The 13187-nt window shown below is 73.4% G+C and carries 12 protein-coding genes; 9 read left to right on the forward strand and 3 right to left on the reverse strand.

Going from position 1 to position 13187, the window contains the following annotated elements; genetic code table 11:
- Positions 1-103: 103 nt before the first annotated feature.
- The 6 genes from IE271_RS01180 (at position 104) to IE271_RS01205 (ending at position 4806) form a co-directional block, all read left to right on the forward strand.
- Positions 104-541, forward strand: coding sequence for a DUF3052 domain-containing protein (locus tag IE271_RS01180; protein WP_190188186.1), 438 nt, complete (start codon positions 104-106; stop codon positions 539-541).
- 183 nt (positions 542-724) lie between these two features.
- Positions 725-1183, forward strand: coding sequence for a peroxiredoxin (locus tag IE271_RS01185; RefSeq protein ID WP_190188187.1), 459 nt, complete (start codon positions 725-727; stop codon positions 1181-1183).
- A 112-nt stretch (positions 1184-1295) separates the two neighbouring features.
- Positions 1296-1871, forward strand: coding sequence for a TerD family protein (locus IE271_RS01190; RefSeq protein WP_190188188.1), 576 nt, complete (start codon positions 1296-1298; stop codon positions 1869-1871).
- A gap of 123 nt (positions 1872-1994) precedes the next feature.
- Complete coding sequence (locus IE271_RS01195; protein WP_190188189.1) at positions 1995-2570, forward strand: TerD family protein; 576 nt, start codon at positions 1995-1997, stop codon at positions 2568-2570.
- Between the two features lie 192 nt (positions 2571-2762).
- Complete coding sequence (locus IE271_RS01200) at positions 2763-3908, forward strand: DUF475 domain-containing protein (protein ID WP_190188190.1); 1146 nt, start codon at positions 2763-2765, stop codon at positions 3906-3908.
- A gap of 160 nt (positions 3909-4068) precedes the next feature.
- Positions 4069-4806, forward strand: coding sequence for a TerD family protein (locus tag IE271_RS01205; protein WP_190188191.1), 738 nt, complete (start codon positions 4069-4071; stop codon positions 4804-4806).
- Positions 4807-4867: 61 nt separating this feature from the next.
- Here the strand turns inward: IE271_RS01205 and IE271_RS01210 are convergent, their stop codons facing one another.
- Positions 4868-5761 carry a TerD family protein gene (locus IE271_RS01210; protein WP_190188192.1) on the reverse strand — a complete coding sequence of 298 codons (894 nt, stop codon included), beginning with the start codon at positions 5759-5761 and terminating at the stop codon, positions 4868-4870.
- 190 nt (positions 5762-5951) lie between these two features.
- On the opposite strand from IE271_RS01210, the gene IE271_RS01215 reads away from it, so the two are divergent.
- The 3 genes from IE271_RS01215 to IE271_RS01225 all read left to right on the forward strand — a co-directional run bounded on the left by IE271_RS01215 (position 5952) and on the right by IE271_RS01225 (position 11202).
- Positions 5952-7115 carry an HpcH/HpaI aldolase/citrate lyase family protein gene (locus IE271_RS01215; RefSeq protein WP_190188193.1) on the forward strand — a complete coding sequence of 388 codons (1164 nt, stop codon included), beginning with the start codon at positions 5952-5954 and terminating at the stop codon, positions 7113-7115.
- Between the two features lie 221 nt (positions 7116-7336).
- Complete coding sequence (locus IE271_RS01220) at positions 7337-10132, forward strand: phosphoribosyltransferase (protein ID WP_190188194.1); 2796 nt, start codon at positions 7337-7339, stop codon at positions 10130-10132.
- A gap of 218 nt (positions 10133-10350) precedes the next feature.
- Positions 10351-11202 carry an HAD family hydrolase gene (locus IE271_RS01225; protein WP_190188553.1) on the forward strand — a complete coding sequence of 284 codons (852 nt, stop codon included), beginning with the start codon at positions 10351-10353 and terminating at the stop codon, positions 11200-11202.
- Between the two features lie 75 nt (positions 11203-11277).
- On the opposite strand, the gene IE271_RS01230 is transcribed toward IE271_RS01225, so the two are convergent.
- Positions 11278-11499, reverse strand: coding sequence for an FmdB family zinc ribbon protein (locus tag IE271_RS01230; RefSeq protein WP_190188195.1), 222 nt, complete (start codon positions 11497-11499; stop codon positions 11278-11280).
- Between the two features lie 157 nt (positions 11500-11656).
- The gene (locus IE271_RS01235; RefSeq protein ID WP_190188196.1) at positions 11657-13126 is read right to left on the reverse strand and encodes a hypothetical protein; all 1470 of its coding nucleotides are present in this window, start codon (positions 13124-13126) and stop codon (positions 11657-11659) included.
- Positions 13127-13187 lie beyond the last annotated feature (61 nt).

Here is a 13187-nt window from a genome sequence, read left to right on the forward strand (position 1 = left end):
GGACTACGGCCAATGCTTCGCGCACGCGCGTGGCTGAAGACGTCCCCCAGCTCCCGACGAGCCGGGGGAGACCTCATACCGAAACATGATCAGGAGGCAACCCGTGAGCGCGACCGCGGACCACGCGGAGGAGCGGACGAGCCTGGCCGCGAGGCTGGGATTCCAGCCCGAGCAGGTGGTCCAGGAGATCGGCTTCGACGACGACGTCGACCAGGAGCTCCGCGAGTCCATCGAGGAAGTCATCGGCAGCGACCTCGTGGACGAGGACTACGACGACGTCGCCGATGCCGTGGTGCTGTGGTTCCGCGACGACGACGGCGACCTGACGGATGCGCTGGTGGATGCCACCACGTACATCGAAGAGGGTGGCACCATCCTGCTGCTGACGCCGAAGACCGGCCGGGACGGCTACGTGGAGGCCAGCGACATCGCCGAGGCCGTGTCCACCGCCGGCCTGTCCCAGACCAAGTCCGTCAGCGTGGGCAAGGACTGGAGCGGCAGCCGGCTCGCCACACCGAAGGCGGCCAAGTCCAAGCGCTGAGCCCCACGGCCCCGCACGGCCCGCGCCGCGGGCCCCGGCGGCGCGCGACACGGCCCCGCAGGCCGACGCCCACCCCAGCAGCCCCCGCCCGGCCCAGGCCGGCGGGGGCTGCCGCGCAGCGGCCCCGCGGTCGCTGCGTAGGGTGGAGATCACCCGAACAGCCCCAGGAAGGGAAGCAGGACCATGGCGATCGAGGTCGGCACGCAGGCTCCGGACTTCGAACTCAAGGACAACCACGGCGCCACCGTGCGGCTCTCGGACTTCCGCGGCGAGAAGAACGTGGTGCTGCTCTTCTACCCGTTCGCCTTCACCGGCGTGTGCACCGGTGAGCTGTGCGCCCTGCGCGACGAGCTGCCGAAGTTCGTCAACGACGACGTCCAGCTGCTGGCCGTCTCCAACGACTCCATCCACACCCTGCGCGTCTTCGCCGAGCAGGAGGGCCTGGAGTACCCGCTGCTCTCCGACTTCTGGCCGCACGGCGCCGCCTCCCGCGCCTACGGCGTGTTCGACGAGGACAAGGGCTGCGCGGTGCGCGGCACCTTCATCATCGACAAGGAGGGCGTCGTCCGCTGGACCGTCGTCAACGGCCTGCCCGACGCGCGCGACCTCAACGACTACGTCAAGGCGCTCGACACCCTCTGATTCCCGTGTGCGGGGACTGCGGAGGCGGGGAACCCGTCACTAGGATCGAGTCGTTGATCCGACACCAACGCACGACGGGGCTCCCCGCCCCTGAACACCAAAGGGAGGACTCGTGGGAGTCAGCCTCAGCAAGGGCGGCAACGTATCGCTGACCAAGGAGGCCCCGGGCCTCACCGCGGTCATCGTCGGCCTGGGGTGGGACGTGCGCACCACCACCGGCACCGACTTCGACCTCGACGCCAGCGCCCTGCTGACGAACGCGGAGGGCAAGGTCGCCAACGACCAGAACTTCGTGTTCTTCAACAACCTCAAGAGCCCCGACGGCTCGGTCGAGCACACCGGTGACAACCTCACCGGTGAGGGCGAGGGCGACGACGAGCAGATCAAGGTCAACCTCGCGGCGGTCCCGGCCGACGTGGAGAAGATCGTGTTCCCGGTCTCGATCTACGACGCCGAGACCCGCCAGCAGTCCTTCGGCCAGGTGCGCAACGCGTTCATCCGCGTCGTGAACCAGGCCGGCGGCCAGGAGATCGCGCGGTACGACCTCTCCGAGGACGCCTCCACGGAGACCGCCATGGTCTTCGGCGAGCTGTACCGCCACGGCGCGGAGTGGAAGTTCCGCGCCATCGGCCAGGGCTACGCCTCGGGTCTGCGCGGCATCGCGCAGGACTTCGGTGTGAACGTCTGAGCCCGAGAGCACCACGCTTCCCGTCCGGCGCCGCACACGACACGAGTGCGGCGCCGGACGCGCTGGACCGCCGGCGCCGGACGCGCCGTCCAACCGCATGTCTGAACGGGGAGGACCAGGAACATGGGCGTCACGCTCGCCAAGGGAGGCAACGTCTCCCTCTCCAAGGCCGCGCCGAACCTCACCCAGGTGATGGTCGGGCTCGGCTGGGACGCGCGCTCCACCACCGGAGCCCCCTTCGACCTCGACGCCAGCGCCCTGCTGTGCGCCGGCGGCCGGGTGCTGGGCGACGAGTGGTTCGTCTTCTACAACCAGCTCAAGAGCCCGGACGGCTCGGTGGAGCACACCGGTGACAACCTCACCGGTGAGGGCGACGGCGACGACGAGTCGCTCCTCGTCGACCTCTCCAAGGTGCCGGAGCGGTGCGACAAGATCATTTTTCCGGTCTCCATCCACGACGCGGACAACCGCGGGCAGACCTTCGGCCAGGTCAGCAACGCCTTCATCCGCGTGGTCAACCAGGCCGACGGCCAGGAGCTCGCCCGCTACGACCTCTCCGAGGACGCCTCCACGGAGACGGCCATGATCTTCGGCGAGCTCTACCGGTACGGGGGTGAATGGAAGTTCAGGGCGGTCGGCCAGGGGTACGCATCAGGTCTGCGGGGCATCGCACTCGACTTCGGTGTGAACGTCTCCTGACGCCGGCCGGAGGAGGCGCCGGCGGATCCCCTTCCGCGCCCGTCCTCTCCCGGCGCACGGGCCCGCCCCCGTGCTCCGGGCGGCGGGCGCTCTAGACTTCTGGTCAATGTTGGGTAAAGCCGCTTACGGCGCGGGGGAACCCCCTCCCGGACGACGTCCGGAAGGGGCCCCCAACACACGATTGGGTAGCCAGTGCTTCTGAAAACCTTCGGCTGGTCGTTCGCCGTCACGGCGATCGGCCTCGTCGCGGCGGTGTTCTACGGGGGGTGGACCGGCTTCGGCGTCGTGGCGATCCTGTCCATCCTCGAGATCTCGCTGTCCTTCGACAACGCGGTGGTCAACGCCGGAATCCTGAAGAAGATGAACGCCTTCTGGCAGAAGATCTTCCTCACGGTCGGCGTGCTGATCGCCGTCTTCGGCATGCGACTGGTCTTCCCCGTCGTCATCGTCGCCATCAGCGCCCAGCTCAACCCGATCGACGCGGTCGACCTCGCGCTGACCGACAAGGACCAGTACCAGCAGTACGTGACCGACGCCCACCCGGCGATCGCGGCGTTCGGCGGCATGTTCCTGCTGATGATCTTCCTCGACTTCATCTTCGAGGACCGCGACATCAAGTGGCTGGCCTGGCTGGAGCGGCCGCTGGCCAAGCTCGGCAAGGTCGACATGCTGTCGGTCTGCATCGCCCTGATCGTCCTGCTGATCTCCTCCATGACCTTCGCCGCCCACGCCCACCAGCACGGCGGCACGCACGTCGACAAGGCGGAAACGGTCCTGCTGGCCGGCATCGCCGGACTGATCACCTATCTCGCGGTCGGTGGCCTGTCCAGTTACTTCGAGGACAAGCTGGAGGAAGAGGAGGAGCGCGAGCACGAGGCCGAGGAGCAGGCCAAGCGCAGCGGCAAGCAGCAGTCCGCGGTGCTGCTGGCGGGCAAGGCCGCGTTCTTCATGTTCCTCTACCTGGAGGTCCTGGACGCGTCCTTCTCCTTCGACGGTGTGATCGGCGCCTTCGCCATCACCAACGACATCGTCCTGATGGCGCTCGGCCTGGGCATCGGCGCCATGTACGTCCGCTCCCTGACCGTCTACCTGGTCCGCCAGGGCACCCTGGACGACTACGTCTACCTGGAGCACGGCGCCCACTACGCCATCGGCGCCCTCGCCGTGATCCTGCTGGTCACCATCCAGTACGAGATCAACGAGGTCATCACCGGCCTCGTCGGCGTCGTCCTGATCGCCGCCTCCTTCTGGTCCTCGGTCCGCCGCAACAAGCGGCTGGCGGAGGCCGAGGGCAGCACCGAGGGCTCCGGCAAGGCGGAGGTCTCCTCGGGCGTCTGAAGTCCGCGCCCCCGCGCGAGGGACCCGGTTCACCGGCCACCGCCTCCGGTGGTATGAATCGGGCTCCGGCGAGGAACGCTCTGATCGGGGCGGCCACGAGGACTTCCTCGCGGCCGCCCCGACGCACGGACGGACGGAGCAAGGGGTGTGGGGGCGGAGTATGGGCTTCTGGGACGGTCTGTTCCGCGGGCGCTCGGCGCAGTACGAGGCGGGCAGCGCGGCGACCAACTCCATCGAGCTGACCAAGCGCAACCGGACGGTGTCGCTGACCAAGCAGGGCGCGGCGACCGGCCACCTGCGCATCAACCTGTCCTGGCGCATGCGCACCTCCGACTTCGGCGGACCGCCCCGTCCCAGTCTGCTGCGCCACCCCCTGCAGGCCCTCAAGCCCGACGTGGTGCAGGCGCACACCCAGAGCATGGTCAACGTCGACCTGGACCTCGGCGTCCTGTACGAGCTGCAGGACGGCGCCAAGGGCGTGGTCCAGCCGCTCGGCGGCTTCTTCGGCGAGCTCAACGGCCCGCCGTACGTCAAGCTCAGCGGCGACGACCGGTTCGGCTCGGGAACCGGCGAGACGGTCTACGTCAACCTCGACCACCGCGACGCCATCAAACGGCTGCTCGTCTTCGTCTACATCTACGACCAGACACCGGCCTTCGACCGTACGCACGCCATCGTGACGCTGTACCCCAGCAACGGCCCGCGCATCGAGATCGGCCTCGACGAGCGCCACCCCCAGGCCCGCTCCTGCGCGGTCGTGCTGATCGAGAACAACAAGGGCGAGCTGATCGTGCGGCGCGAGGCGCGCTTCGTGTACGGCTTCCAGGCCGAGCTCGACCGGCTCTACGGCTGGGGACTGCAGTGGGGCCGCGGCTACAAGTCCAAGGTGGAGCGCTGAGCGCACCGCCGCCGGGCGGGACGCGCCGGCCCCGGCCCGTCCCGCCCGTGCGTGAGCGGACTCAGCGGCCTATGAACTGCGGACCCTGCGGCGGAAGTCTGAAGTCCGGGTCCGGCAGCGCGCCCACCGGCTGCGGATAGCCGTACGCGGGCTGCCCCGCGGCCGCCGCCGGCTGCACGGGTGCCGTCGCCCCCTGCGGCTGCGGATAGCCGTAGGCGGGCTGCGACGACGGCTGGGGGTAGCCGTACGCGGGCCGGTGCGGCGGCTCGGGCGGATAGCCGTACGCCGGGCCGTCGGGCTGCGACGGCACCGGCTGCGACGGCACCGACGGGGGCTGCTCGGGCGGCAGCGGCGCCGAGGCCTCGGGCGGTACGGGGGTCACCGTGGTCGGGGCCTCGGAGCCGGGCTCCTCCGACTCGTCGACCGTGATCCCGAAGTCGCCCGCCAGGCCCTCCAGGCCGTTGGAGTAGCCCTCGCCCAGCGCCCGGAACTTCCAGCTCTCGCCGCGCCGGTACAGCTCGCCGCAGATCAGCGCCGTCTCCGCGCCGGTCTCCGGCTTGACGTCGAAGAACGCCAGCGGCTCGTCCTCGGGGGCCGCGGCGTCGTACAGGGCGATCCGCAGCCCGCGCACCCGGTCGAAGGCGACGCCGTCGGCCGAAGCGACAAGCAGAATCCGGGCGACCCCGTTGTCCGCGCCCGCCAGATCCGCCTGAATGGTGTCCGTCAGGCCCTCGGTGACGCGTTTCTTGCCGAGCCGCCAGACCGTGCCCGAGGGGTGCCGGGGCTGGTTGTAGAAGACGAAGTCCTCGTCGGAGCGCACACGGCCGTCGGGGCCGAGGAGCAGGGCCGAGGCATCGACATCGGGCACGTCCTGCCCCGGCGACCAGCGCAGCACGGCGCGCACCGCCGTGGCGTCCAGCGGGACGTTCGACCCCTTCAGCATCGCGTGCGTCATGCGGTCATCCTGCCCCCTCGGTCCTGGTCACGACAACGTGGGGGCGACCGCGCGCCCCACCGGGACCAGGGACGTCCCGCACGGCCGGGTTACCTGAAATTCATGCCCCGCGGGAACCCGCGACACGGATCCCTACGTACTATTACCGGCCACATGCCGTCGGGCCGTCCAGTCGCCACAGGGGAGTCTTATGCGTCATTTCGGGCACATCGCCCCTGAGGTGCGGCAGCGCCTCTTCCACCGGGAACCGTGCGTCTTCACCGCGGACTCCCCGGCCCGCGTGCTCTCCGCGGCCCTCGGGGCCACGCTCTACAGCCCGGCGACCCGGCCGCGGCTGGCCGACGACATCGTGAAGCAGGCCGGCCGCGGAGTCGTCTCCATGGTCCTGTGCCTGGAGGACTCCATCGACGACGCGGACGTGCCCGCCGCCGAGGAGAACCTGGTCCGGCAGTTCGAGCGCCTCGCGCAGCGCCCCGGCTCGGAGCTGCCGCTGCTGTTCGTCCGGGTGCGCGCCCCCGAGCAGATACCCGACCTGGTGCGCCGCTTCGGCCCCACGGTGCGGCTGCTGTCCGGATTCGTACTGCCGAAGTTCACCGAGGAACGGGGCGTGCCGTTCCTGGAGGCGCTCGCCGCGGCCGAGGCCGCGGGCGGCCGGCGGCTGTTCGCGATGCCCGTCCTGGAATCCCCCGACCTGCTGCACCTGGAGACCCGCCGGGACGCCCTCGCGGGCATCTACCGCGCCGTCGACAAGTACCGCGACCGCGTGCTCGCCCTCCGCCTCGGCGTCACCGACTTCTGCTCCGCCTACGGACTGCGCCGGGCGCCCGACATGACCGCCTACGACGTCCAGATCGTCGCCTCCGTGATCGCCGACGTGGTCAACGTGCTGGGGCGGGCGGACGGCACCGGCTTCACCGTGACCGGGCCCGTGTGGGAGTACTTCCGGCTCCAGGAGCGGATGTTCAAGCCGCAGCTGCGCCGCAGCCCCTTCACCGGCGAGGCCGAGGAGCTGCGCACCGCCCTCATCGAGCACGACATGGACGGCCTGCTGCGCGAGATCTCCCTCGACCGCGCCAACGGCCTGCTCGGCAAGACCTGCATCCACCCCTCCCACGTGGCGCCCGTGCACGCGCTGTCCGTGGTGAGCCAGGAGGAGTTCAGCGACGCGCAGGACATCCTGCGGCCCGAGCGCGACGGCGGCGGCGTGCTGCGCTCCGCGTACACGAACAAGATGAACGAGGTGAAGCCGCACCGGGCCTGGGCCGAGCGCACCCTCCTGCGCGCCGAGGTCTTCGGCGTCGCGCGCGAGGAGGTCGGCTTCGTGGACCTGCTCGCGGCGGGGCTGCCGGGCTGAGCGCGTGCACACCGGAGCCCGGGAGCCGGAACCCGGGAGCCGGGAGCCGGGCGCGGAGAACCGGGGACCGAGGACCTGGGACGATCCCCGGCCGGCAAGGACCCGGGACGAATCCCGGCGGGCAAGGACCGGGGGCCGCGGGCCCCGACCACGAGGGCCGGGCGCGGAACGCGAGCGCCGCACGGGCGCCGCGGGCGCCGGGCGCCGAACGCAAGGAAGGCATGAACACGTCTGTGAACTCCGAGGTGTGGTCCGGCACCTGGGTCGCCGAGCGGCTGGGCGTCGCCCTCGACGGCGACGACCGGCTGCGCGACCTGCTGGGACTCGCGCTGCGGCGCAACCCCAAGCGCGCCCACCTGCTCGTGTCGAACGTGCTGGGCAAGCACGTGCCGCAGTCCCCGGCCGTGGTGTACGGGCACGGCGTCGACCTGGGCAGGCGCGTCCGCGCGCTGCTCGGCGACGAGGAGGCCCGGCGCGCCGTCGTGCTCGGCTACGCCGAGACCGCCACCGGGCTCGGCCACGCGGTTGCCGACGGGCTGGCCCTGGCGCCGTACCTGCACTCGACCCGGCGCCCGGTCCCCGGCGTCGCCCGGGCCGGCGGCTTCGAGGAGTCCCATTCGCACGCGACCTCGCACCTGCTGCTGCCCGAGGACCCGGCGCTGCTCGCCGGGGACGGGGCCCTGGTCCTGGTCGACGACGAGTTCTCCACCGGCAACACGGTCCTCAACACCATCCGCGACCTGCACGCCCGCCACCCCCGCCGCCGCTACGTGGTCGTGGCCCTGGTCGACATGCGCTCGGCGGCGGACGCCGGGCGCCTGGAGGAGTTCGCCCGCGGGATCGGCGCCCGCGTGGACCTGGTGGCCGCCGCCGGCGGCACGGTCCGGCTGCCCGAGGACGTGCTGGCCAAGGGGCAGGCGCTGGTGGCACGGCACGAGGCGGAGGCCGACGGCGCGCGGACGGCGGACGGGCACGCGGCGCCGGACGGGCGTGCGGCGTCGGATGCGCGAACGGCGCCGGCCGGTGCCGGGACCGGCGCCGGTGCCGGGGCTGGCGCCGTGCCCTCCGCGGCCGCCGCGCCGGTCGTCCGGGTGCCGCTCGACTGGCCCGAGGACCTGCCCGACGGCGGCCGGCACGGGTTCACGCCCGCGCACCGGGCCCGGCTGGAGGACGCCCTGCCCGCCCTCGCGGACCGGATCGCGGCGGCGCTGCCCGACGGCGCCCGGCGCGTCCTCGTCCTCGGCTTCGAGGAGCTGATGTACGCGCCGCTGCGGCTCGCCGTGGCCCTGGAGGAGCGGCTGGCCGCGCCGGGGACGGACGAGGAGCGGACGGCGGACGGGGGACCGGCGGCGGACGAGGGGCTGACAGCGGAGGGACGGGCGGAGGAGGGGCGGACCGGCGTCGGCGCGCGTGCCGGCACGCGCGCCGAGGTGCGCTACTCGACCACCACCCGGTCGCCCGTCCTGGCCGTCGACGACCCCGGCTACGCCATCCGCACCCGCCTCGTCTTCCCGGCCCACGACGACCCGGACGACGGCCCCGGCGAGCGGTACGCCTACAACGTCGCGGGCGCCGGCTTCGACGCCGTCGTCGCCGTCGTCGACTCCGTGGCCGACACCCCCGCCCTGCACGCCCCCGGCGGCCTGGTGGACCGCCTCGCCGCGCACACCGGAAGCGTCCTGCTCGCGGTGGTCCCGTCGTACGTCCCGCCGTACGCCCGCCCCGCGCTCCCGGCCCTCCCATCCCCCCGGCCGCGGTGCACCGCGGTCCCGTACGCCGCCCCGCAGACCCCCGAAAGGCCCGCCATGCTGCCCGACCCCCTGCGCGGTCCCGCCTTCTCCTCCTACGCCCCGGACGAGGTCGGCTGGCTGCTGCAGGACCTGTCGCACGTCCGGCTGGAGGCCCCGACCGAGGAGCGCGAGGAGGCCGTCCAGAGCGGCGGCGCGCACTACGCCGAGTCGCTGCCGGTGGAGTACCAGCCGAGCGAGCGCTACCAGGAGCTGTTCCACGCGGCGCTGCGCGCCTCCGCCGCCCGCATCGCGCGGGCCGTCGGCACCGTCACGGAGACGGTGCTGGCCGAGCGGTCCGGCTCCGGAGCCCGTACGGGCTCCGGAGGAGGAGGAGGGGACACGTCCGGACGGCGGCCCGTCCTGGTCTCCCTCGCCCGGGCCGGCACCCCGGTCGGCGTGCTGATGCGCCGCTGGGCGCTGCACCGGCACGGTCTCGACCTGCCGCACTACGCCGTCTCCATCGTGCGCGGCCGCGGCATCGACGCCAACGCGCTGCGCTGGCTGGCCGCCCACCACGACCCCGCCGACGTCGTCTTCGTCGACGGCTGGACCGGCAAGGGCGCCATCACCCGCGAACTGGCCGACGCGATAAGGGAGTTCGAGAAGTCCGACGGCGTCACCGGCTTCGACCCGGAGATCGCCGTGCTCGCCGACCCGGGCTCGTGCGTACGCACGTACGGCACCCGCGAGGACTTCCTCATCCCCTCCGCCTGCCTCAACTCCACGGTCTCCGGGCTCGTCTCGCGCACCGTGCTCCGCGCCGACCTGGTGGGGGAGCACGACTTCCACGGCGCGAAGTTCTACCGGGAACTGGCCGGCTCCGACGTCTCCGGCGCCTTCCTCGACGCGGTCTCCGCGCACTTCGAGGAGGTGTACGAGGCGGTCGACGCCCAGGTCGCAAAGGTGCTGGCGACCGACCGCACGCCCACCTGGGAGGGCTGGGCGGCGGTCGAGCGGATCAGCGAGGAGTACGGCATCCACGACGTGAACCTCGTCAAGCCCGGCGTCGGCGAGACGACCCGCGTCCTGCTGCGCCGCGTCCCGTGGAAGATCCTCGCGCGGGCCGGCGCGGGCGCCGACCTCGACCACGTGCGCCTGCTCGCCGAGCAGCGGGGCGTGCCCGTCGAGGAGGTCGCCGAGCTGCCGTACAGCTGCGTCGGGCTGATCCACCCCCGCTACACGCGCGGCGCCACCGGCGCGGACGGCCGGACGGTGACGGCCCGATGACGGACACGACGCCCGGTTCCGGGACGACCAGGGGTACTGCTGCGGCGGTGACCGGTCCCGGGAGCGCTGCGGGGGCTGCTTCGGTGACGTCCGGTTCCGGGACCGGCCCGGTGGGGTCCGGCTCCGGGGCTGCTGCGGCGGTGACCGGTTCCGGGGCGACCGCGGGGGCTGCTGCGGCGGCGCCCGGCTCCGGGGCCGTCCCGGCGGCCGCTCCGGTCGTGGCGGCCGCCGCGGCCCCCGCGCCCTCGGGGGCGGCCCGCCCCGCGACCGTCCTGGTCGCCAGCGACCTCGACCGCACGCTCATCTACTCGGCCGCGGCCCTCGGCCTGACCATGCCCGACGCCGAGGCCCCCCGCCTGCTCGGCGTGGAGACGTACCGGAGCAGGCCGCTGTCGTACGTCACGGAGACGGCGGCCGGGCTGCTCCGCGAGCTCACCGGGCGCGCGGTCTTCGTCCCGACCACCACCCGCACCCGCGAGCAGTATCACCGCGTCCGGCTCCCGGGCGCCCCGGCGCCGTACGCGATCTGCGCCAACGGCGGCCACCTGCTCGTCGACGGCGTCTCCGACCCCGCCTGGCACGCGCGGGTCACGGGTCGGCTGGCCGAGGAGTGCGCCTCGCTGGCGGAGGTGCGCGACCACATGACCGCCACGTCCGACCCGGCGTGGGCGCTCAAGCACCGCGTCGCCGAGGACCTCTTCGCGTACGCCGTCGTCGACCGCGAGCTGCTGCCCGAGGACTGGGTGAAGGAGCTGGCCGGGTGGGCGGAGGAGCGGGGCTGGACCGTCTCGCTCCAGGGCCGCAAGGTCTACGCCGTGCCGCGGCCGCTCACCAAGAGCGCCGCGATGCGCGAGGTCGCCCGCCGCACCGGCGCCGACCTCACCCTCGCGGCCGGCGACTCGCTCCTGGACGCGGACCTGCTGCTCGCGGCCGACCGCGCCTGGCGCCCGGGCCACGGCGAACTCGCGGACGCCGGCTGGACGTCCGCGAACGTCACCGCGCTGCCCGAGCGCGGCGTCCTCGCGGGCGAGCGGGTGCTGCGGGAGTTCCTGGCGGCCTGCTCGGGCTGAGCCACGCGCGGTGAGCGTGCCCGGCGCGCCCGGCCGCCGTTCCGCCCGGGGACCGGACGGAACGGGGGAGGCGGCTCAGCCGCAGCAGCCGCCGCCGCAGCAGCCCCCGTCACCGCCGCCGGCCCGGGGCGCGGGGGAGGGGGCGGACGCGGTACCGGCGACCGCGACCGTCGACAGCAGTTTCACGGTGTCGTCGTGCCCGGCGGGGCAGCTTGCCGGAGCCGAGGACTCGGCCATCGGACGGCTCTTCTCGAAGGTGTCGCCGCAGGTCCGGCAGCGGTACTCGTAACGAGGCATGGGCACAGGTTAACGGCCGCGGCCCGGTCGGCCCGGGTGCGCGCGGAGAACCGGCGGACCGTGACGGGCCCACAGCAGCCCCCAGCCCGGTGCCGGGCCCGCGGCCTCGCGCTCCGGCGCCGGGCCCGCCCCTGCACCCCGGTGCCGGGCCCGCGGCTCACGCCCCGGTGCCGCCGCCGCGCTCCTCGCGGATGCGGGCGACCACGTCGGCCACCGTCCGCCGCACGGCCTCCGTCTCGGTGAGGAAGTGCCAGTAGTCGGGGTGGCGGCCCTCCAGGCCCGCGACCGCGCGCTCCAGGCGCGCCACCGAGTCGTCGAGGGGACGGGCGTGGCGCGGGTCGGGGGTGGTGCGGCCGGTCATCGCCAGCCGCTGGGCGTCGCGGATCGCGAAGCGCGTGCGCTCGATCTCCCGCTGCGGGTCCTTGGACACCTCGTTCAGCCGCCGCAGCCGGTCGCCGGCCGCCGACACGGCCTCGTCGGTGGTGTTCAGCAGCGCCCGTACGGTGGACAGCAGGGCGGTCGCGTCCGGCCAGCGCTGCTCCTCGCGCGCCGCCCGGGCCTCCGCCAGTCTCCGCTCGGCCTGCCGTACGCTCTCGGCGGCCTGCTCCGGCACGTGCTGCAGGTCCTGCCAGCACGCGGCCGTGAACCGCCGCCGCAGCTCGCTCAGCACCGGCTCGACCTGATCGGAGCGGGTGGTCAGGGCCTGGGCGCGGGTCCGCAGGGAGACGAGCCGGCGGTCGATCTCGGCGGCCCGCTCGGGCAGCCGCTCGGCCTCCGCCCGCACCCCCTCGGCATCCCGCGCGACCCGCTCGGCGCGCTCCAGCGTCTCCGGCACGCCGTGCTGCCCGGCGCCCTGGTTGAGCTTGGTCAGCTCCGGGCCGAGGGCGGCGAGACGGGCGGCCAGGTCGTCGGCGCGCAGGCCCGCCGCGCGGGTGGCGTCGAGGGCGTTCGTGGCGGCGAGCAGGGCCTGGCGGGCGCGCTCGACGGCCGGGGCCAGACGGGCGAGCTGCGTCTCGGCCTTGCCCAGCAGCGGCCCGAGCCCGTCGGTGAAGCGGTCCAGCTCCTGCTTGACCCGTTCCAGCTCGTCCTTGGCCTTGTTCAGGTCCGTACGCGCCCGTGCGGCGGCGGAGGTCTCCAGGTCGTCGCGGTCCAGGTCGTGCGCGTCGACCGCCTGGATGTACGTGTGGCTGACCTCGTCGATGCGCCGGCCCAGCGCCTCGAAGCCGGCGACCGCGCGGCGGGCGGCGGGCGAGTCGTCGACGGCGGTGATCGTCTCTATGGAGATGCGCAGGTCGCGCTGGGCGGTGTCGAGCTCGTAGAACGCGGCCGCGGCGGCGTCCTTCGCGGCCTGCGCCTCGGCCCGCTGGCTCTCGGCCCGGCCGCCGAACCAGCGCCGCGTACCGCCTCCGGCGAAGGCTCCGGGGACGGCGAGGCCGAGCAGGGGGAGGGGCAGGAGGGCGAGGCCGGCGAGGTCACGGACGGCGGCCCGGACACCGGGCCGGGAGGGACGGGCGGGACGCCGCCGCGCGGCCTCCTCCTCTGCCGCCCTGGGACGGCGGATCGTGGCTGCTGCTGGCTGTGCGCATGACTCAAACGGCGTGTACGGCTGTGAAGGTGTCGCCGTCACATCCCTCTCCCGTGCTGTCTTCAGCCCTGCCCGATGTCATTCTCCCACCAGGTGAGGACGA

Origin of the sequence: Streptomyces minutiscleroticus (assembly GCF_014650875.1) — a bacterium.
In the GTDB taxonomy this organism is placed as follows: Bacteria; Actinomycetota; Actinomycetes; order Streptomycetales; family Streptomycetaceae; genus Streptomyces; species Streptomyces minutiscleroticus.

Excerpts from the sequence above, each read along its gene's own strand:
- IE271_RS01185 (WP_190188187.1), top strand. The coding sequence starts at position 725 with ATGGCGATCGAGGTCGGCACGCAGGCTCCGGACTTCGAACTCAAGGAC.
- IE271_RS01195 (WP_190188189.1), top strand. The coding sequence starts at position 1,995 with ATGGGCGTCACGCTCGCCAAGGGAGGCAACGTCTCCCTCTCCAAGGCC.
- IE271_RS01205 (WP_190188191.1), top strand. The coding sequence starts at position 4,069 with ATGGGCTTCTGGGACGGTCTGTTCCGCGGGCGCTCGGCGCAGTACGAG.
- IE271_RS01210 (WP_190188192.1), bottom strand. The coding sequence starts at position 5,761 with ATGACGCACGCGATGCTGAAGGGGTCGAACGTCCCGCTGGACGCCACG.
- IE271_RS01215 (WP_190188193.1), top strand. The coding sequence starts at position 5,952 with ATGCGTCATTTCGGGCACATCGCCCCTGAGGTGCGGCAGCGCCTCTTC.
- IE271_RS01220 (WP_190188194.1), top strand. The coding sequence starts at position 7,337 with ATGAACACGTCTGTGAACTCCGAGGTGTGGTCCGGCACCTGGGTCGCC.
- IE271_RS01230 (WP_190188195.1), bottom strand. The coding sequence starts at position 11,499 with ATGCCTCGTTACGAGTACCGCTGCCGGACCTGCGGCGACACCTTCGAG.